The sequence below is a fragment of the Streptomyces sp. Go-475 genome (assembly GCF_003330845.1).
GTDB lineage: Bacteria > Actinomycetota > Actinomycetes > Streptomycetales > Streptomycetaceae > Streptomyces.
In genome coordinates this window covers 1441648-1459787 of the sequence record NZ_CP026121.1, presented here as the reverse complement: position 1 = coordinate 1459787, position 18140 = coordinate 1441648, and the positions used below count along the sequence as shown (strand labels likewise).

Below are 18140 nucleotides of genomic sequence, written 5' to 3'. Positions count from 1 at the left end.
GACGACGATGAGCCAGGCGCAGGACCACGAGCAGCCGGGGGCGAACGGGCCCGCCGTGCCGCAGACCCGCACCGCACGCCACCGCCGGATCGTGGACATCCTCAACCGGCAGCCGGTGCGGTCGCAGAGCCAGCTGGCGAAGCTGCTCGCCGACGACGGGCTGAGCGTCACGCAGGCGACGCTCAGCCGGGACCTGGACGAGCTGAACGCGGTGAAGATCCGCAACACCGACGGCGACCTGATCTACGCGGTGCCGAGCGAGGGCGGTTTCCGCACGCCCCGGGCTCCGCTCGGCGGGTCGGCGAAGGAGGAGCGGATGCGGCGGCTCTCGCAGGAGCTGCTGATCTCCGCGGAGGCCTCGGCGAACCTCGTGGTCCTGCGCACCCCCCCGGGGGCCGCGCAGTTCCTGGCCTCGGCCATCGACCAGGCCGAGCTGCACGACATCCTGGGGACGATCGCCGGTGACGACACGTTGCTCCTGATCAGCAGGGAGCCGACGGGTGGGCAGGCACTGGCGGATCATCTGCTGAGGCTGGCGCAGAACGGGCACTGAGTGCTCGTCGCCGGGTGCGGGAGGGTTGTGGCCGGTCGCGCGGTTCCCCGCGCCCCTGGGTCGGCTTCACTCACCCCAGTCGTGCGGCCAGCCCTCCGGTGCAGCGCACCTCGTCGCCGGCCGTGATCAGCAGCGCTTCCACGTCCGGCAGCGACTCCAGCCATGCCAGGCCCTCCCGCGAGCCCATGGCGAACGCCGCCGTGGCCCAGCAGTCCGCCCAGGTCAGGCGGGGCCCCACCACCGTCACGGCGACGAGGTCGGTCACGGCCGAACGGCCCGTGCGCGGATCGACGATGTGCGCGCCCCGCTCCGCCGTACCGGACGTCGCCACGGACAGCTCGTCGGCCCCCGCGGCCGAGATGACCGCTGCCAGACCTCCCGGCCGCATCGGGTCGGCGACCCCCACCCGCCACGGCCGCTGCCCACCCGGTGTCCCGAGCAACTGCACGTCGCCGCCGCCGTTGACGTTCACCCCGCACACCCCGGGCACCTGCGCCAGCCGCCGTGCCGCCCGTTCGACCGCCCAGCCCTTGACGATGCCGGTCGGGTCGAGGCGGCCCTGGTACGTCGTGCTGAACCAGCCGTCGCTCAGCCGTTCCGCCTCGGCCGCCAGCTCCAGGACCTCGGCGACCTCGGGATCGCACTCCCCGACGGTCAGCTCACCGCGCTGCAGCCGGGAGACCTGGCTGTCCTCGCGGTAGGTGCTGAACACCTCGTCGACCCGGTGCAGCCCGGCCACGACCTCGTCCAGGGCCGCGCGGACGGCGGCCGGTTCCCCGCCGCGGACGTCGAGGGAGAAGACGGTCCCCATCGTCTCCTCCGCATGACGTACCGCGGCGGGAGCCTGAGCGGAGTCGGCCACGGTGTCAGCCACCGGCCTGGTCCAGCGCCGACTGGAGGGACTGCTTGTAGCCCGCGCTGGTGTAGGTGGCCCCGGAGACGGAGTCGATCTGCGCGTTCCCGGCGGCGACGGCCGCCTGGTTGAGGCGGGGGACGGAGGCGGAGGTGATCTGGTCGCTGCGTCCGCCCTTGGGGGCCTGGACGGCCTCGGCCTTGGTGATCTTCCCGCCCGTGACGGTGACCCGCACCTGGACCGGGCCGTACTGCGTCTGCGCCACGCTGCCGGTGAGAGTCTGCGTCTGGGGCTGTGCCTGGCCGCCGCCCGAGCCGGCGGCCTGGGAGGAGCCGCCCCCGGCCGGGACCTTGTCCAGGGCCGACTGGAGGGACTTCCTGTAGCCGGCGCTGGTGTACGTCGCGCCGGACACCGCGTCGATGTCCGCGTTCCCGGCGGCGACGGCCGCCTGGTTGAGGCGGGGCACGGAGCTGGCCGTGATCTGGTCGCTGCGGCCGCCCTTGGGGGCCTGGACCGCCTCGGCCTTGGTGATCTTCCCGCCGGCGACGGTGACCCGCACCTGGACCGGGCCGTACTCGGTCTGCGCCACATCGCCCGTCACGGTCTGGGCGTCGCCCGAGCCCTGCGCGGCACCGCCCGCCGCCTTGGCCTTGTCCAGGGCCGACTGGAGGGACTTCTTGTAGCCGGCGCTGGTGTACGTCGCCCCGGACACGGCGTCGATGTCCGCGCTCTGCGCGGCGACCGCCGCCTGGTTGAGGCGGGGCACGGAGCTGGCCGTGATCTGGTCGCTGCGGCCGCCCTTGGGCGCCTGGACCGCCTCGGCCTGGGTGATCTTGCCGTTGGCCATGGTCAGGCGGACCTGCACCGCGCCGTACTGCGTCTGCGCCGCGTCACCGGTGACCGCGCCGTTCACGCCGCCCTGCGGGGCCTGCCCGGCCGCCGCGGGCGGTGCCTGCCCCGCCGCCTGGGCGGAACCCGGGTCGGAGGCCGGCTTCAGCGACAGCAGCAGCACGATCCCGGAGACGGTGGCTGCGCCGGCGAGCACGGCACGCCGGACGGGGTGAGACTTCCTCATCGTTTCTCAAGCTCCTGAAGGGCCGTTGGTGTCCCGTCGCTCACATCTCGAACGACTCGTGATGGATACGGCGGGCGGGGACTCCCGCACCGCGCAGTGCCTCGTAGACCGACTGCGCGAAGCCGGGCGGCCCGCACATGAAGACGTCGTGGTCGCCGATGTCCGGGATCTTCCGCTGGAGGGACTCGGCGGAGATGTCGGGGCGTTCGCCGTCCGGGCTGTTGACCGCGTACATCAGCCGCGCCCCGCGCTCGTCGGCGATCTTGGCCAGTTCGCCCCACAGGGCCAGGTCCTGGGTGCTGTTGGCCCGGTAGAGCAGCGTGATGTCCCCCGACGCGCCCGGCAGCGTCTCGAACAGCGCCCGCATCGGGGTGATGCCGACACCGCCCGCGACCAGCAGCACCTTGCCGCGGCTGCGGCGCTGCGCGGTCATCGCGCCGTACGGGCCCTCCGCCCACACCCGGGTGCCGGGTGTCAGGTCGCGCAGCCGCTCGGTGTGGTCGCCGATCGCCTTGACGGTGATCCGCAGCATGTCCGGGCGGGGCGCCGCCGACAGGGAGTACGGGTGCGAGCTGAACCGCATGCCGGGCGCCAGGAACCGCCAGCGGAAGAAGTGCCCGGCCTCGGCGCCCATCCGGTGCAGCTTGCGCCCGCCGATCAGCACGGACACGATGCCCGGGGTCTCCTCGATGACCGCCTCGACCCGCATGCGGTGCCGCAGGTTCAGCCGGATCGGGGTGAGGATCCGGTACCAGACCACCAGCGCGGTCACCACGCCGTACAGCCCGTACCAGAAGGTCTTCGCGGTGGGCTCGACGGCGAACTCGTTGCCGGTCGTGATCTGGTGCCAGAACGTCATGTACACCGAGGCGTACGTGAGCAGGTGCACGTGGTACCAGGTGTCGTACCCGATGAGGCGCCGGACACCGCCGATCGACAGGATCCCGATGAGGAACAGCAGGCCGGTGCCGATGGCCGCCTTGCCCATGTCGGGCAGCTGGTTGACGGAGTCGACGGTCTGCTGGACGACGTCACCGAGCGACTTGCCCGCCTGCAGGGCGTAGCCCCACATGGTGAGGAAGACGTGGGCGAGGACCAGGCAGAGCGTGTAGCGGCCGGTCATGGCGTGCCAGCGTGCGACCCGGTCGGTGCCCACCCGGCGTTCCAGCGCGGGGACCCGCGCCATCTGGAGCACCACCAGCGCCATCAGGTAGCCGGCGAGCAGACCGGTGATGCGGCCCGCGGCCAGGATCTTGCTCGTGGTGTCCGCGAGGGACGGTGTGTTGTCCCACCACAGCCACAGCACGGCCGCCGCCCCCGCCCACAGGGCGATCAGCAGCGGGACGGCCGGGGAGCGGCGCGGGCGGATGCGGCGCATCGTCTGGCGGCGGGCGGCACGGCCGCCTGCGAGCGTGGTGGTCACGGTTCCTCCGTGGGGACTTGACCCTTGGCCCACAGATACGTGCCGGGACACGGGAGTGTTCAGTCGCTCACGGAGTCGTGTGCGCACAGCAGTGACCGTTGGTAACACCCGTGCGGCCACGCGCCCGTCACAGGCGGGTGACGGCCGTGCTCCCGCTCTCCGTGCCCACCGCGATGTGCGGCCGCCGCGCCGGGTCGGCCCAGGTGAGGATCCGCCGCATGGCGTCCTTCGGCACGGAGACGCACCCGGCCGTCGCCCCGCGCCCGTGGACGTGCAGGAAGATGCCCGCGCCGCGCCCGCGCACGGGACGCTCGTAGTTGAAGCCGATGACCAGCGCGTGTGCGTACTGCGCCCGGTAGGTGATCAGCTGCTCGGCCTCGGCGGCCCGGCAGTCGGCCGCACGGGGTTCGCTCCAGCGGTTGTAGGAGCGCGAGTCGTTGTCCTGGCACCACCAGGAGTCCCGGTGCACCCGGCGGTACGGGTACGCCGTCCCGCGCGGTGCCGCCTCGATGCCGAAGGCGTACGGCAGGTCGTACAGGCCCGTGGGCGTGGTGTCGGTGCCCTGCTTGCGGGAGCCGCCCGCGACGAGTCCGTTCGCTCCGAAGCGGGCGGGCGCGGTACCGGTGCTCACCCAGCGTCCGCCGGTGCGGTCCCACCAGGTGACGGTGCCCGTCGTCGAGTTCCTCTCCGGGGCCACCGCGGTGATCAGCTGGGTGCCGCCGCCGGTGTCCGCCATCCGGGCCGGCAACGGCGGTGCGGGGGCGGGCGGCCCGGCGCCGAGCACGACGAGGGAGGAGACGGCGAGGGCGAGGGCACCGGGGCGCATGCCTCAGACGGTAGAGGGCGGCAGAGGCAACGGCAGCCCGGGAAGTCCGTCCAGGCTGGTGGCGATGTGCTCCTTCTTGGCGAAGTAGGCGCTGAGCGAGGCGTCGTCCTCGCGGGCGAACCGCTTGCCGTGCAGATCGCGGTCCTGCTCGTACGCCATGAAGGGCACCGCGTAGCCGCAGCTGTCGCGGACGAGTTCGGCCGTGACGACGATGACGGCGCGCAGGCCGTGCTGCGCCGGGTCGATGTCCGGGAAGTTCGCGAGCAGTTCCCCGAAACGGGGGTCGTCGCGGAAGACCGGTTCACCCCTGCCGTGCACCCGGACGATGTTCGGCGGGCCCTGGAAGGCGCACCACATCAGGGTGATCCGCCCGTTCTCCCGCAGATGGGCGATGGTCTCGGCGTTGGAGCCGGCGAAGTCGAGGTAGGCCACGCGGTGCTCGTCGAGGACCACGAAGGAGCCCCGGAGGCCCTTGGGGGACAGGTTGACCGTGCCGTCGGCGGACAGGGGAGCGGTGGCGGTGAAGAAGACCGGCTGCGCCTCGATGAACGAGCGGAGCCGGCCTTCTATGCACTCATAAGTCTTTCCCATGTCTAACGATTATGGGTGCAAGTCCTTCGCCCGTCTAAGGAATTGCGGGATCCGGTCACCTCTGCCGGATCCCGCGGGCCCCTGCCCGTGGCCGCCCCGGCCGGCGCTCACACGGGGCGGCCACAGCGCCTGTCACCTCACTTGGTGAGCGTGCAGGCGGCCAGGGAGTCCAGGCCCTGGGGCTTGGCGGCGGTCCGGCCGATGGCGGTGGCGATGCGGTTGACGGTCGCGACGCGCTTGTCCTTGAGGGGGCCGAGGATGGCGTTCTGGACGAAGTTGGGGCCGCCCTGGCCGACCGTGTTCACCAGGCGGGTGTTGGCTTCCCTGAGCTGGGTGTCGAGGAGGGCGAGGTTGCGGTCGACCTCGGCCTTGGCGGAGGCGGGGACCGCCGGGAGCTTGGAGCGGACGTCCGGGCAGGTGATCGTGCCGGCGGCGGCGTTGCCGGCATTGCCCGCGTTGCCTGCGTTTCCTGCATTCCCTGCATTCCCTGCATTCCCGGCGTTACCCGCGTTGCCGCCCGCCTGCGGCTTGCCGGCCGCGCCGCCGCCCGCGTTGGTGCCCGCGGCGTTCAGCTTGCAGGTGGCCAGGGAGTCCAGGCCCTGGGGCTTGGCGGCGGTCCGGCCGATGGCGGTGGCGATGCGGTTGACGGTCGCGACGCGCTTGTCCTTGAGGGGGCCGAGGATGGCGTTCTGGACGAAGTTGGGGCCGCCCTGGCCCACGGTGTCGACCAGGCGCTTGTTGGCTTCCTGGATCTGCGTGTTGAGCAGGGCGAGGTTGCGGTCGACCTCGGCCTTGGCGGAGGCGGGGACCGCCGGGAGCTTGGAGCGGACGTCCGGGCACGAGATGGTGCCAGGGCCCGCCAGCGTCCGGGCGTTCGTGCCGCCGCCGTCGGACGACTCCCCGGCGAGGGCGAAGCCGGCGATCGCGGTGCCGGACAGCGCCACCGCGGCCGCGCCGCCGATGAACGTGACGCGACGCTTGTTGTACTTCGGAAGAGCCCTGGACATGGGGGTGCCTCACTAGGGGGTCGGTGGTCGTCGGTGTACAAACGCGGCGCCTGCGTTCGGCGAGAGGTACGGGTAAGCGGTTTCGCGCGTTCAAGGGATCTTCAAATTCCTCTCACCTGGCCGGAATCCGCTCCCCGGCCCCGCTGAATTGACGAATAATGCAGAGGTCTGCATACTCATGCATGATGGTGAGGCACACCCACACCCCTTGAGGAGCACGCAGGTGAGCAGCAACAGCGGTGACGTCCGGCTCTGGGGCGGCCGATTCGCCGACGGTCCCGCCGAGGCCCTGGCGAAGCTGTCCGCGTCCGTCCACTTCGACTGGCGGCTCGCGCCGTACGACATCGCCGGTTCGCGTGCGCACGCGCGCGTGCTGCACAAGGCGGGACTCCTCACGGAGGACGAGCTGACCCGCATGATCGCCGGGCTCGACCAGCTGGAGGCGGACGTCGCCGACGGCACCTTCGTGGGCACGATCGCCGACGAGGACGTGCACACGGCCCTGGAGCGCGGCCTGCTGGAGCGCCTCGGCCCCGACCTCGGCGGCAAGCTCCGCGCGGGCCGCTCCCGCAACGACCAGGTCGCCACCCTCTTCCGGATGTACCTGCGCGACCACGCCCGGGTCATCGGCGGCCTCATCGCCGAGCTCCAGGACGCGCTGATCGGCCTCGCCGAGGCCCATCCGGACGTGGCGATGCCCGGCCGCACGCACCTGCAGCACGCCCAGCCGGTCCTCTTCGCCCACCACGTCCTGGCGCACGTCCAGTCCCTCTCCCGGGATGCCGAGCGCCTGCGCCAGTGGGACGCGCGCACGGCGGTGTCGCCGTACGGCTCGGGCGCCCTGGCGGGCTCCTCCCTGGGTCTGGACCCGGAGGCGGTGGCGAGGGACCTCGGGTTCGAGCACGGCTCCGCGGGCAACTCGATCGACGGCACGGCCTCCCGCGACTTCGTCGCCGAGTTCGCCTTCATCACGGCGATGATCGGGGTCAACCTCTCCCGGATCGCCGAGGAGGTCATCATCTGGAACACGAAGGAGTTCTCCTTCGTGACCCTGCACGACGCGTTCTCCACGGGCTCGTCGATCATGCCGCAGAAGAAGAACCCGGACATCGCGGAGCTGGCCCGCGGCAAGTCGGGCCGCCTGATCGGCAACCTGACGGGCCTGCTCGCGACCCTCAAGGCACTGCCCCTCGCCTACAACCGCGACCTCCAGGAGGACAAGGAGCCGGTCTTCGACTCCATCGACCAGCTGGAGGTCCTGCTCCCCGCCTTCACCGGCATGATGGCCACGCTCACCGTCCACCGCGAGCGCATGGAGGAACTGGCCCCCGCCGGCTTCTCCCTCGCCACGGACATCGCCGAGTGGCTGGTCAAGCAGGGCGTCCCGTTCCGCGTGGCCCACGAGGTGGCCGGCGAGTGCGTGAAGGCCGCCGAGGCGGAGGGCAAGGAGCTGGACGAGCTGACGGACGAGCAGTTCGCCAAGATCTCCACCCACCTCACTCCGGAGGTCCGCTCGGTCCTCAACGTCCCCGGCGCCCTGGCGTCCCGCAACGGCAGGGGCGGCACGGCTCCCAGCGCGGTCGCGATCCAGCTCGCCGAAGTGAAGCAGGACGTGGCGGCCCAGCACGAGTGGGCGGTGGCCAAGAAGCAGGGGTGAGGGAAACGCCCCCAGGGGCGCGGGGAACTGCGCGACAAGCCACGAGGCACCCCGCACGCGCCGAACCGCCGAACGAACCGAGCCCCTGAGGCGAAGGTGATCGCGGGTTACGTTGGTCGGAAACCGAACCGGAACCGACCGATCGGAGCCCGCGATGCCCTTCGCCCGCCTGGCCGCAGCAACAACACCCACCTGCCACATCGGCCTTGGCCTCGCCGCCGTCGGGCGCCCCGGCTACATCAACCTCGGCCGGGACGAGGACCTTCCTCCAGAGCGCACGGTCGATGCCCTGCGGGAGCGCACCCACGAACTCCTCGACGCCGCCTACGCCCAGGGCGTCCGCTACTTCGACGCCGCCCGCTCCTACGGCCGCTCCGAGGAGTTCCTCGCCGACTGGCTCAAGGACAGGCCGGGCCTCGACGACATCGTCATCGGCAGCAAGTGGGGCTACACCTACACCGCCGACTGGTCCACCGACGCCGAGACGCACGAGGTCAAGGACCACACCCTCGCCACCTACGAACGGCAGCGCGCCGAGACCGACGCCCTGCTCGGCGACCGCCTCGACCTCTACCAGATCCACTCGGTGACCCCGGACAGCCCGGCCCTCACCGACAAGGAACTGCACGCGAAGCTCGCCGAAGCCGCCGCCCAGGGCCTCACCATCGGCTTCTCCACCAGCGGCCCCGCCCAGGCGGACGCGATCCGGGCCGCCCTCGCGGTGACGGTCGACGGCGAACCCCTCTTCCGTACCGTGCAGTCCACCTACAACGCGCTGGAGACCTCCGCCGCCCCCGCCCTCGCCGAGGCGCACGACGCAGGGCTCACCGTGATCGTCAAGGAGGGCATGGCCAACGGCCGCCTCGCCGGGCCGCACGCCCCGGACGTCCTCAAGGAGCTCGCCGAGCAGACCGGACTGGGCTGCGACGCCGTCGCCCTGGCCGTCATCCTGCGCCAGCCCTGGGCCGGTGTCGTCCTCTCCGGCGCCGCCACCACCAACCAGCTCGCCTCGAACCTGCACGCCGCCGTCGTCGACCTCGACGACGACCAGCTGACCCGCCTCGCCACGCTCGTCGAGGAGCCACGCGCGTACTGGGAGCGCCGCGGACAGCTGCCCTGGCACTAGTGATCTGAGTCAGAGATTCGTCGTTAGTCGGGTATGAGTCGTCCGGGTCCGAAGATTCCGCCGTTGTCGGTCACTGATGCCCAACGGGCGGTGCTGGAGGGCTGGTTACGTCGCCGTACGACGGCTCAGGCTCTGGCCCAGCGGTCGCGGATCGTGCTGGAGTGCGCCGAGGGCCACTCGATCATGGAGGTGTCCCGCCGGTTGCGGATCACTCCGGACACGGTCCGCACCTGGCGGCGCCGGTTTCTCGAACGCGGCCTGGACGGCTTGTGCGACGATCCGCGGCCCGGTGTCCCCCGGAAGATCACCGACGCCGACGTCGAGCGGGTCATCGTCAAGACGCTCGAGGAGACACCGAGGAACGCCACCCACTGGTCGACCAGGTCGATGGCTGCGGCCACGGGAATGTCGCAGTCGACGGTCTCGCGGATCTGGCGGGCGTTCGCCCTGGCCCCGCACCGGTCACAGACGTTCAAGCTGTCCACCGACCCGCTGTTCATCGACAAGGTCCGCGACGTCGTCGGCCTCTATCTCGATCCGCCGGAGAAGGCCCTCGTGCTCTGCGTGGACGAGAAGTCCCAGATCCAGGCCCTGGACCGTTCCCAGCCAGTTCTGCCGATGGTGCCCGGTGTTCCCGAACGCCGCGGCCACGACTACGTCCGGGCCGGCACCACAACCCTCTTCGCCGCCCTCGAGGTGGCCAGCGGCAAGGTCATCGGCTCCCTTCACCGCCGTCACCGGGCGGCGGAGTTCAAGAAGTTCCTCACGAAGCTGGACAAGGAAGTCCCGGCCGACCTGCAGGTTCATCTGATCCTGGACAACTACGCGACCCACAAGACGCCCGACATCAAGCGGTGGCTGCTCGCCCACCCACGCTTCCACCTGCACTTCACGCCGACGAGCGCGTCCTGGCTGAACCTGGTCGAGCGGTGGTTCGCCGAGCTGACCCAGAAGAAGCTCAAGCGCGGCGTCCACCGCTCCGTCCAAGCCCTCGAACGCGACATCCGGGCCTGGCTCGCCGACTGGAACGAACACCCCAGACCCTTCATCTGGACGAAGACAGCCGACGAGATCCTCGGCAAAGTCGCCGCCTACTGCCGACGAATCTCTGACTCAGATCACTAGGGCCCTTCTGATGGATCTCCGCAGCGTCGCGACGCCCGGCACGCCCGCTCGCCGCACGGGGCGGAGGGCCAGGTGGCTCCGCCACATGACCCTCCGCCCCGCACGCCGATCGCACGCACCGAACGCCGCTCCTTCTCCCACGGAGATCCATCAGAAGGGCCCCTAGTCATGCGCCGGACATCGACCGGCATGAGTCCCGCATGCCCATAGTGAGACATTGATGTCTCATGTGGGGTTATGGTTGTCTCATGGCTGTCGATCCTGACCACGTGCTGCGCGCCGCCGCGGCCCTGCTGACCCGCAAATCCACCGCGACCATGGACGAGGTCGCCAAGGCCGCCGGGATCAGCCGCGCCACACTGCACCGGCACTTCGCCGGGCGGGACGCCCTCGTCCGTGCCCTGGAGTCGCTGGGCATCGAGGAGTGCCAGGCCGCGCTGGACGCCGCCCGGCTCGACGAGGGCACGGCGAGCGAGGCCGTACGCCGGCTCGTCGCGGCCGTCGAGCCCGTCGCCGGACTCCTCGCGTTCCTCTACACCGAGAACCAGCTGTTCGAGGGCGAGGAGCAGAACGCCGGCTGGACCCGGCTCGACGACCGGATCTCCGCCCTGTTCCGGCGCGGCCAGCTCAGCGGCGAGTTCCGCATCGACCTCACACCCGCCTGGCTCACCGAGGCGCTGTACGGCCTGCTGGCCTCCGGCGCCTGGATGGTGCAGAGCGGCAAGGGCGCCCCCAAGGACTTCCAGCACATGATCGTCGAGCTGCTGCTCGGCGGCGCGCTCAGGAGAGAGGAATCATGACCAGCACCCTGCGGCCGGCGTCGACGACCGAGGCGGTGCGGCGCCCGGGCCGCTGGCTCGCGCTCGGCGTGCTCGTGCTCGCCGTGCTGCTGGTGGCCGTCGACGCGACCGTCCTCGGCCTCGCCACCCCCTACATCAGCGAGGACCTGAAGCCCACGGGCACGCAGCTGCTGTGGATCGGCGACGTCTACTCGTTCGTCATCGCCGGTCTGCTCGTCTCCATGGGCAGCCTCGGCGACCGGATCGGCCGCAAGCGGATCCTGCTCGTCGGCGCCACGGCGTTCGGCGCGATATCCGTGCTCAACGCCTACGCCACCACCCCCGAGACGATGATCGTCGCCCGGGCGCTGCTCGGTGTCGCCGGCGCGACCCTGATGCCGGCCACGCTCGCCCTGATCCGCAACCTCTTCCACGACCCGCGCGAGCGCAGTCTCGCCGTCGGCATCTGGGGCGCCACCGCCTCCGCCGGCACGGCCGTCGGCCCGATCGTCGGCGGGTTCCTGCTGGAGCACTTCTGGTGGGGGTCGGTCTTCCTCATCAACCTGCCCGTGATGGCCGTGCTGGTCCTCGTCGGGATCAGACTGCTGCCCGAGTCGCGCACCGCGAACCCCGGCCCCTGGGACCTGGTCAGCGTGGTGCTGTCGCTGGTCGGCATGATCGGCATCGTGTACGCCGTCAAGGAGGCGGCGACCCACGGCTTCGCCTGGAGCATCCTGGGCGCCGGTCTGCTGGGCGCGGCGGCTCTCTACGGCTTCGTCCGCCGTCAGCTGTCGCTCCCCGCGCCGCTGCTGGACATGCGCCTGTTCCGCAACCGCGGCTTCAGCGGCGCGGTGCTCGCCGACCTGCTCACCATCCTCGGCCTGTCCGGGCTGGTGTTCTTCCTCTCGCAGTACCTGCAACTCGTCCAGGGAAGGCGCCCGTTCGAGGCGGGGCTGGCCGAACTGCCCGCCGCGATCGGCGCGGTGGTGGCCGGTCTGGTCGCGGGGCGCGCGGCCCGCCGCTTCTCCGTGCGGGCCGTCGTCTCGGGCGGCCTCGCGGCGATCGGCCTCGCGCTGGCCGCGCTCACGGTGATCGGCCAGTCCACCGGCTACCCGCTGCTCGGCGCGGCACTGCTCGTGGTCGGCGTCGGCGCCGGCTTCTCGTTCACCGTGACCGCCGACGTGATCCTGTCCAGCGTGCCCAAGGAGCAGGCGGGCGCCGCGTCCGCCGTGTCCGAGACGGCGTACGAACTCGGCGCCGCCCTCGGCATCGCCGTGCTCGGCTCGATCGTGACCGGCGTCTACCGTGACTTCACCGGCCCCGCGGGCACCCCGGCCGCGGCCCACGAGTCGCTGGGCGGCGCCGTCGAGGCCGCCGCGGGCATGCCCGCGCACACCGCCGCGACCATGCTGGACGCCGCCCGCACGGCCTTCGTCGACGGTCTGGCCCTCGCCGCGGGCGTGGGGGCGGCGGTGCTGCTCGCCGCGGCGGTGGCGGCGTGGTTCCTGCTGCGGGGGCAGCGGCTGGAGAGCGGCGGGGCGGAAGACCCGTAGCCCCGCGGCGGTGCCCGGCCCCGCCCTGACCGACGCGGACGTCGACCTGGCGGCGGCAGCCGCCGAGGCCTGCGAGGAGTTCGCCCCGCCGACCGCCGACCGCCGACCGCCGACCGCCGAACGGGGCTTGGCCCTGCACCGCGGCCCCGCCCCGGGCTCACGGTCGTCGGCGACACGACGCCCTGCGCGGGGCGGTCGGCAACCTGCTCTCGAACGCGGTCCGGCCGGCCCCGCACGGCTCCCGCATCACCGGCCCGCCGGGCTCGGTCTGGCCGTCGTCAGACAGTCGTGGAGTCGCGCGGCGGCCAGGTCCGCCTGCTCACGGGTGGGGGAGTTCCAGGCGCTACGCGGCCTCTTTCGCCTTGCTCGCGTACATGTCCACGTACTCCTGCCCGGACAACCGCATGACCTCGGCCATCACCGAGTCCGTCACGGCCCGCAGCACATAGCGGTCGCGGTCCATCCCCTCGTACCGGGAGAACTCCATCGCCTCACCGAACCGCACGGTGACCTTGCCCGGCCGGGGCAGACCCGCCCCGCCCGGCTGGAGCTTGTCCGTTCCGATCATGGCGAACGGCACCACCGGCGCACCCGTCATCAGGGTCAGCCGGGCGATACCCGTCCGGCCCCGGTACAGCCGCCCGTCGGGCGACCGCGTGCCCTCCGGGTAGATCCCGAACACGCGGCCTTCCTCCAGCACCCGCCGCCCGGTCATCAGCGCGGCGACACCGCCCCGGCCGCCGTCGCGGTCCACCGGGATCATGCCGACACCGGTGAAGAACCAGGCCATCAGCCGGCCCTTGAGCCCCTTCCCGGTCACGTACTCGTCCTTGCCGATGAAGAAGACCTGCCGGTCGCAGACCAGCGGCAGGATCATCGAGTCGATGAACGTCAGGTGGTTGCCGGCCAGGATGACCGGGCCATGCCCGGGAATGTGCTCCGCGCCCTCCACCTGTGGGCGGAACATCAGGCGCATGATCGGGCCGAGCACTGCCTTGATGAGCGCGAAGCGGGACAACGGGCCCTCCGGTGTCAAGGGATGCTGTATGAGTCTGTGCAGGTGAGGACGATACTCGCGGCCCCTGGGGTCGCGCACATCGGGCACGGCGACTTCACCGAGGCCTTACGCACTGTTGACGCGTGTTTACCTGCGGTGGCGCGTCGCCGACGGCGTGTAACACCCCCGCCACGATGTGACGGACATCGCCTCCCCGCACCGGACGCGTTCCCCGAACAGCCCCACCGAATCGAACAGGATCGGACGATCCGTCAGTTCCCACCCCCTCCAGCCACTACGACATCCCACGTCACCCGCGTGTTCCGCGCGGAGTCTCCCACCCGTCATGTACGCGCCCCTACGATCGGCCCGCACGGACGAGCCGACGGCAGGGAGGGCGCTCATGGGAACGCAGGAGTCGAACGAGGAAACGGGCCGGACCGGACGGCGGGCCCTGCTCGGCGCGGCGGTGCTCGGCGCCGGCGGAGCGGTCCTCGGCATGACCGGCACGGCCAGAGCCGACGCGCCACGCCACGGCGGCGGAGTCCCCGGGCACGGCGGTGGTGTGAAGAGCCTGCCCAAGCCGACGATCGTGGGGCACCGCGGGGCCAGCGGCTACCGCCCGGAGCACACCCTCGGCTCCTACCAGCTGGCCCTCGACATGGGCGCCGACATCGTCGAGGCGGGCGACCTCGTCCCGACCAAGGACGGGCACCTGGTCTGCCGCCACGAGCCGGAGATCGGCGGCACCACCGACGTGGCCGACCACCCCGAGTTCGCCGACCGCAAGAAGACCAAGCTGCTCGACGGCGTCTCCACCACCGGCTGGTTCACCGAGGACTTCACGCTCGCCGAGCTGAAGACCCTGCGGGCGATCGAGCGCATCCCGGCCAACCGCCCCCACAACACGCTCTACAACGGCCACTGGGAGATCCCCACCTTCGAAGAGGTCCTGAAGTGGCAGGACGAGCAGAGCCGTGAGCGCGGCAAGCAGGTGTGGATCTACCCCGAACTCAAGCACCCCACCTACTTCCGCAAGCAGGGCCTCCCCCTGGAGGAGCGCGTCGCCAAGCTGCTGCGCAAGTACCGCAAGGACCGGCGTACCTCCCCGGTCATCCTGCAGTCCTTCGAGCCGACCAGCATCGAGCGCCTGAACAAGCTCGTCGACAACCCCCTGGTCGTCCTGCTGTCCTCGGCGGACAGCCGCCCCTGGGACTTCGTCGAGAACGGCGACCCGCGCACGGTCGCGGACCTGGTCAAGCCGGCCGGCCTGCGGGAGATCGCCTCCTACGCGCAGGGCATCGGCCCGACCCTCGACCTGATCATCCCGCGGGACGCCAGGGGCAACCTCACCCAGCCGACCACGCTCGTCCAGGACGCCCACCGGGTGGGGCTGATCCTGCATCCCTGGACCCTGCGCAACGAGAACCCCTTCCTGCCCGCGAACTTCCGCAAGGGCACGGACCCGGACGCCTACGGCGACGTCTTCGGCGCGTACCGGGCCTACTTCGCGACCGGCATCGACGGCGTCTTCACCGACCAGCCCGACACCGGCCTGCTGGCCCGGGAGGCCTTCCTCGCCGGCTGAGCCCTGTGCCGACCGAGCGTCAACACATGAGCCAACACCCTCCGGTCGAGTGAGTTCCGGCCGCCCGGGCAACCCGCCGCCCGGGCGGCCGCGTCGCTCCGCATATGACGCACGACCTGGTCACCTCCCTGCGCCCGCTGCTCACGGCCGAGGCCTCCGCGGAGGCATATGCCGCCGGAGCCGAGCCGGGGGACCTGGAGCAGGCGGTCTGGCTCCGCCTGCTGGAGCGTCTCGACGCCGAGGGGCCGCCGCGGAACCCCCAGGAATGGCTCCGCCGGGCCGTCCGCTCCGAGGCCCGCCGCAGCCGCCGCACGCGCCGACTCGAACGGCCGTACGCCGTCGAACCGGCCGACGACCCCGGCCGCGACCCCGAGCAGCTCGCCCTCGCCGCCGCCCGCGGCCGTGCCCTGCGCGAGGCCGTACGCCGCCTCCCCGGCCGCTGCCCCCGGCTCATGGAGGCCCTGCTCTCGCCCGAGGACCTGACATACCGGGAAATCGCAGGGGAGTTGGGTATCTCACAGGGGAGTCTTGGTCCGGAACGTTCCAGATGCCTGGGATGTCTGCGCAGATTGCTCGCACCGGAGGTTGCGGCCCGCTGAGGACGGGGATAGGAGTGAGGGACGACAGGTGATCAGATGAGCGGGAGGCGTGCGCACATGGGCATGAGCGTGACCATCTCTGCGGCGACCGAGCAGGACGCCGAGCAGATTTTCAGGCTGCAGTACCTGTGCTTCCAGACGGAGGCTGCGCTGTACGGGAACTACCGCATCGACCCGCTCGTCCAAACCCTCGACTCGGTCCGCGAGGAGGTCGCCCGGGACTGCGTCTTCGTGGCCCGGCTCGGCGAGGAGGTCGTCGGCTCGGTCCGCGGCTCGGTCACCGAGGACGGCGCGGCCGCGATCGGCAAGCTCTGCGTCCACCCCCGCCTCCAGGGCCACGGCATCGGTGCCCGCCTCCTCCGGGCGGCCGAATCGGCCCTGGCCGACCAGCACGGCGCGACCCGCTTCCGCCTCCACACGGGCCACCGCAGCGAGGGCAACCTCCGCCTCTACCGCAAGGTGGGCTACGAAACGGTGGGCACGTCCCAGGGCGCGGACGGCATCCCCATGATCGTCCTGGAGAAGCCGGCCGGCACCTACGCGGCGACAGCGTGATGACTTAGGGACGCGGGGAACTGCGCGACAAGCCACATCGGGCCCGCGGCCGCCTGACGAACCTCAGGCGGCACCGTCCTCAGGCGGCACCCTCCCGAGGCGCACCCTTCCGCAACCAGTAGATGGCAGTCAGCGGCAGCAGCACCGGAATGAAGACGTAGCCCATCCCGAAGTCCGACCACACGGTCGCGTCCGGAAACGCCGACGGCTCGATCAACGTCCACGTCCCCACCGTCAGCACCCCCACCAACTCGGCGACACAGCACGCCAGCGCGGCCTTCCGCGCCGTCTCCCCACCCCGCACCAGCGAGTACGTGATGAACCCGTACACGACACCGGCCACGGCCGACAGCGAGTACGCGAGCGGCGCCCGCTCGAACTCCGTGGCGATCTGATACGCGGAACGCGACACCGCCCCGACGACCATCACGCCGTACAGCCACACCAGCAGCGTGCCCGGCCCGCTGGTCAGCCGCCGCCGGACCACCTCAGCCTCCCCAGATGTCATAGAGACGCACCTCCAGCACCGCCAGCACCACACCGCCCGCGGCGACCGTCACCGAGCCCCACCGGGTCCGCTCGGCCAGCGACATGAAGCCGGCCGCCGGGACACAGGCGAACGCCCCCAGCAGATACGCCACGAAGATCGTCGTGCCCTGCTCCGGCTTCTCGCCCCGCGCCAGCAGCACGATCCCCACCACGAGCTGGACCAGCGTCAGCAGCGTGACCACGGCCATCCCGATGAAGTGCCAGTCCTTCGTCGGCTGGTCACGGTAGGCCGCCCAGCCGCACCAGGCGGCGAGCAGCAGCGCGGCGACGCCGGTCACCAGCGTCAGGGCATCAAGCATGCTGCGACCTTATTACGGCCGAAAAGGCCCGATGCTTCCGCCCCTGGCCCGCACCGTAGGGTCGAGGGCATGAAGATCCACGCGCAGGCCCTGCTGTTCGACAACGACGGAACCCTCGTCTCCTCCCTCGCCTCGGTGGACCGCTGCTGGACGCGGTGGGCCGCGGAGTACGGGATCACCGCCGAGGAGTTCGCCCGGGTCGAGCTGCACGGCCGGCCGGCCGCCGAGATAGCCGCCGACCTGCTGCCCGCCCACGTCGTGCCGGAGGCCGTCGCGCGGATCGAGGACCTGGAGGTCGAGGACGTGCCCAACGGCGGGGTGCACCTGCTGCCGGGGACCCGCTCCTTCCTCGACGCCCTGCCCGCCGAGCGCTGGGCCGTCGTCACCTCCGCCACCCGGCGGCTCGCCGAGGCCCGGCTCGACGCCGTCGGCATCCTGCCCAAGACGCTCGTCGCCGCCGACGACATCACCCGCGGCAAGCCCGATCCCGAGCCCTACCTGCTCGCCGCCCGCACCCTCGGCGTCGACCCCGCCCGCTGCGTGGTCTTCGAGGACGCCCCCGCCGGCCTCGCGGCCGGTCGCGCCGCCGGCATGACCACCGTGGCGTTGACCACAACCCACCAGGCCCACGAACTCCACGCCGATCTGGTCGTCGAGGACCTGTCGGCCCTGTCCGCACTGGTCACCGAGCAGGGTCTGGAGATCTCCCTCCGCGGCTGACGGAAGCCGGCGGATCCCGGCCCGTGTCCACCGCTGTCCAGCATCCGGACAGCGGCGGCTTGTCAGGACCGTACGCATGTTTTACTGACGGCATGACCACGACGAGCGACCGCATCCCCGCGACCGAGGCGACCCTGACGCCCGGTGCTCGTTGTATGTGTCGAATGTGCGCCTTCTAGAGGGCCCCCGCACCACCCCCTGACTCGCGCCCCGAAGCGAGACCGCGGCCTGTCCGCACGCCCCGAGCCGTGCGTGACGCACGCCG

At 71.5% G+C, this 18140-nt stretch carries 19 protein-coding genes; 10 read left to right on the top strand and 9 right to left on the bottom strand.

The window, feature by feature from the left end; all coding sequences use genetic code 11:
* The first annotated feature begins 7 nt into the window (after positions 1-7).
* Complete coding sequence (locus C1703_RS06625) at positions 8-553, top strand: arginine repressor (RefSeq protein WP_031114708.1); 546 nt, start codon at positions 8-10, stop codon at positions 551-553.
* Between the two features lie 70 nt (positions 554-623).
* On the opposite strand, the gene C1703_RS06620 is transcribed toward C1703_RS06625, so the two are convergent.
* The 6 genes from C1703_RS06620 to C1703_RS06595 form a co-directional block, all read right to left on the bottom strand.
* Positions 624-1427: an FAD:protein FMN transferase gene (locus tag C1703_RS06620; protein WP_232840420.1), complete on the bottom strand. Its 804-nt coding sequence runs from the start codon at positions 1425-1427 to the stop codon at positions 624-626.
* The gene (locus C1703_RS06615) at positions 1420-2481 is read right to left on the bottom strand and encodes an FMN-binding protein (RefSeq protein ID WP_114251006.1); all 1062 of its coding nucleotides are present in this window, start codon (positions 2479-2481) and stop codon (positions 1420-1422) included. Before C1703_RS06615 ends, C1703_RS06620 begins: the two co-directional genes overlap by 8 nt.
* Before the next feature lie 40 nt (positions 2482-2521).
* Positions 2522-3904 carry a ferredoxin reductase family protein gene (locus C1703_RS06610; RefSeq protein ID WP_198678104.1) on the bottom strand — a complete coding sequence of 461 codons (1383 nt, stop codon included), beginning with the start codon at positions 3902-3904 and terminating at the stop codon, positions 2522-2524.
* A 127-nt stretch (positions 3905-4031) separates the two neighbouring features.
* Positions 4032-4730, bottom strand: a complete 699-nt coding sequence (locus C1703_RS06605; protein WP_114251005.1) for a L,D-transpeptidase family protein — start codon at positions 4728-4730, stop codon at positions 4032-4034.
* 3 nt (positions 4731-4733) lie between these two features.
* Positions 4734-5321: a pyridoxamine 5'-phosphate oxidase family protein gene (locus C1703_RS06600; protein WP_114251004.1), complete on the bottom strand. Its 588-nt coding sequence runs from the start codon at positions 5319-5321 to the stop codon at positions 4734-4736.
* 137 nt (positions 5322-5458) lie between these two features.
* Positions 5459-6328, bottom strand: a complete 870-nt coding sequence (locus C1703_RS06595; protein WP_114251003.1) for a hypothetical protein — start codon at positions 6326-6328, stop codon at positions 5459-5461.
* 223 nt (positions 6329-6551) lie between these two features.
* Here C1703_RS06595 and argH point away from each other — a divergent pair, with 223 nt between their 5' ends.
* The 5 genes from argH to C1703_RS06570 all read left to right on the top strand — a co-directional run bounded on the left by argH (position 6552) and on the right by C1703_RS06570 (position 12568).
* On the top strand, positions 6552-7985 hold the full coding sequence (gene argH, locus C1703_RS06590; protein WP_114251002.1) for an argininosuccinate lyase: 1434 nt from the start codon (positions 6552-6554) through the stop codon (positions 7983-7985).
* Positions 7986-8139: 154 nt separating this feature from the next.
* A complete protein-coding gene (locus tag C1703_RS06585) occupies positions 8140-9111 on the top strand; it encodes an aldo/keto reductase (protein ID WP_114251001.1) in 972 nt (323 codons plus the stop codon).
* 33 nt (positions 9112-9144) lie between these two features.
* On the top strand, positions 9145-10236 hold the full coding sequence (locus C1703_RS06580) for an IS630 family transposase (RefSeq protein WP_114251000.1): 1092 nt from the start codon (positions 9145-9147) through the stop codon (positions 10234-10236).
* 248 nt (positions 10237-10484) lie between these two features.
* Entirely contained in the window at positions 10485-11036 is a 552-nt protein-coding gene (locus tag C1703_RS06575; protein ID WP_114250999.1) for a TetR/AcrR family transcriptional regulator, read from the top strand.
* Positions 11033-12568 carry an MFS transporter gene (locus C1703_RS06570; RefSeq protein WP_114250998.1) on the top strand — a complete coding sequence of 512 codons (1536 nt, stop codon included), beginning with the start codon at positions 11033-11035 and terminating at the stop codon, positions 12566-12568. The genes C1703_RS06575 and C1703_RS06570 overlap by 4 nt, the downstream gene beginning before the upstream one ends.
* Positions 12569-12911: 343 nt before the next feature.
* On the opposite strand, the gene C1703_RS06565 is transcribed toward C1703_RS06570, so the two are convergent.
* On the bottom strand, positions 12912-13586 hold the full coding sequence (locus C1703_RS06565) for a lysophospholipid acyltransferase family protein (RefSeq protein ID WP_114250997.1): 675 nt from the start codon (positions 13584-13586) through the stop codon (positions 12912-12914).
* Between the two features lie 382 nt (positions 13587-13968).
* On the opposite strand from C1703_RS06565, the gene C1703_RS06560 reads away from it, so the two are divergent.
* The 3 genes from C1703_RS06560 (at position 13969) to C1703_RS06550 (ending at position 16307) form a co-directional block, all read left to right on the top strand.
* Positions 13969-15153, top strand: coding sequence for a glycerophosphodiester phosphodiesterase (locus C1703_RS06560; RefSeq protein ID WP_114250996.1), 1185 nt, complete (start codon positions 13969-13971; stop codon positions 15151-15153).
* A 104-nt stretch (positions 15154-15257) separates the two neighbouring features.
* Positions 15258-15752, top strand: a complete 495-nt coding sequence (locus tag C1703_RS06555; RefSeq protein ID WP_114250995.1) for a sigma-70 family RNA polymerase sigma factor — start codon at positions 15258-15260, stop codon at positions 15750-15752.
* Between the two features lie 57 nt (positions 15753-15809).
* On the top strand, positions 15810-16307 hold the full coding sequence (locus C1703_RS06550) for a GNAT family N-acetyltransferase (protein WP_031114741.1): 498 nt from the start codon (positions 15810-15812) through the stop codon (positions 16305-16307).
* Between the two features lie 79 nt (positions 16308-16386).
* Here C1703_RS06550 and C1703_RS06545 read toward each other — a convergent pair whose 3' ends face one another.
* Both C1703_RS06545 and C1703_RS06540 read right to left on the bottom strand, forming a co-directional pair.
* On the bottom strand, positions 16387-16815 hold the full coding sequence (locus C1703_RS06545) for a hypothetical protein (protein ID WP_114250994.1): 429 nt from the start codon (positions 16813-16815) through the stop codon (positions 16387-16389).
* On the bottom strand, positions 16796-17155 hold the full coding sequence (locus tag C1703_RS06540) for a hypothetical protein (protein ID WP_114250993.1): 360 nt from the start codon (positions 17153-17155) through the stop codon (positions 16796-16798). Before C1703_RS06540 ends, C1703_RS06545 begins: the two co-directional genes overlap by 20 nt.
* Positions 17156-17224: 69 nt before the next feature.
* On the opposite strand from C1703_RS06540, the gene C1703_RS06535 reads away from it, so the two are divergent.
* Positions 17225-17875, top strand: coding sequence for an HAD-IA family hydrolase (locus C1703_RS06535; RefSeq protein WP_114250992.1), 651 nt, complete (start codon positions 17225-17227; stop codon positions 17873-17875).
* The last annotated feature ends 265 nt before the right edge of the window (positions 17876-18140 follow it).

Excerpts from the sequence above, each read along its gene's own strand:
- C1703_RS06600 (WP_114251004.1), bottom strand. The coding sequence starts at position 5,321 with ATGGGAAAGACTTATGAGTGCATAGAAGGCCGGCTCCGCTCGTTCATC.
- C1703_RS06545 (WP_114250994.1), bottom strand. The coding sequence starts at position 16,815 with ATGACATCTGGGGAGGCTGAGGTGGTCCGGCGGCGGCTGACCAGCGGG.
- C1703_RS06625 (WP_031114708.1), top strand. The coding sequence starts at position 8 with ATGAGCCAGGCGCAGGACCACGAGCAGCCGGGGGCGAACGGGCCCGCC.
- C1703_RS06595 (WP_114251003.1), bottom strand. The coding sequence starts at position 6,328 with ATGTCCAGGGCTCTTCCGAAGTACAACAAGCGTCGCGTCACGTTCATC.
- C1703_RS06535 (WP_114250992.1), top strand. The coding sequence starts at position 17,225 with ATGAAGATCCACGCGCAGGCCCTGCTGTTCGACAACGACGGAACCCTC.
- C1703_RS06550 (WP_031114741.1), top strand. The coding sequence starts at position 15,810 with ATGGGCATGAGCGTGACCATCTCTGCGGCGACCGAGCAGGACGCCGAG.
- C1703_RS06615 (WP_114251006.1), bottom strand. The coding sequence starts at position 2,481 with ATGAGGAAGTCTCACCCCGTCCGGCGTGCCGTGCTCGCCGGCGCAGCC.
- C1703_RS06540 (WP_114250993.1), bottom strand. The coding sequence starts at position 17,155 with ATGCTTGATGCCCTGACGCTGGTGACCGGCGTCGCCGCGCTGCTGCTC.
- C1703_RS06575 (WP_114250999.1), top strand. The coding sequence starts at position 10,485 with ATGGCTGTCGATCCTGACCACGTGCTGCGCGCCGCCGCGGCCCTGCTG.
- C1703_RS06605 (WP_114251005.1), bottom strand. The coding sequence starts at position 4,730 with ATGCGCCCCGGTGCCCTCGCCCTCGCCGTCTCCTCCCTCGTCGTGCTC.
- C1703_RS06555 (WP_114250995.1), top strand. The coding sequence starts at position 15,258 with ATGACGCACGACCTGGTCACCTCCCTGCGCCCGCTGCTCACGGCCGAG.
- C1703_RS06585 (WP_114251001.1), top strand. The coding sequence starts at position 8,140 with ATGCCCTTCGCCCGCCTGGCCGCAGCAACAACACCCACCTGCCACATC.
- C1703_RS06580 (WP_114251000.1), top strand. The coding sequence starts at position 9,145 with ATGAGTCGTCCGGGTCCGAAGATTCCGCCGTTGTCGGTCACTGATGCC.
- C1703_RS06570 (WP_114250998.1), top strand. The coding sequence starts at position 11,033 with ATGACCAGCACCCTGCGGCCGGCGTCGACGACCGAGGCGGTGCGGCGC.
- C1703_RS06560 (WP_114250996.1), top strand. The coding sequence starts at position 13,969 with ATGGGAACGCAGGAGTCGAACGAGGAAACGGGCCGGACCGGACGGCGG.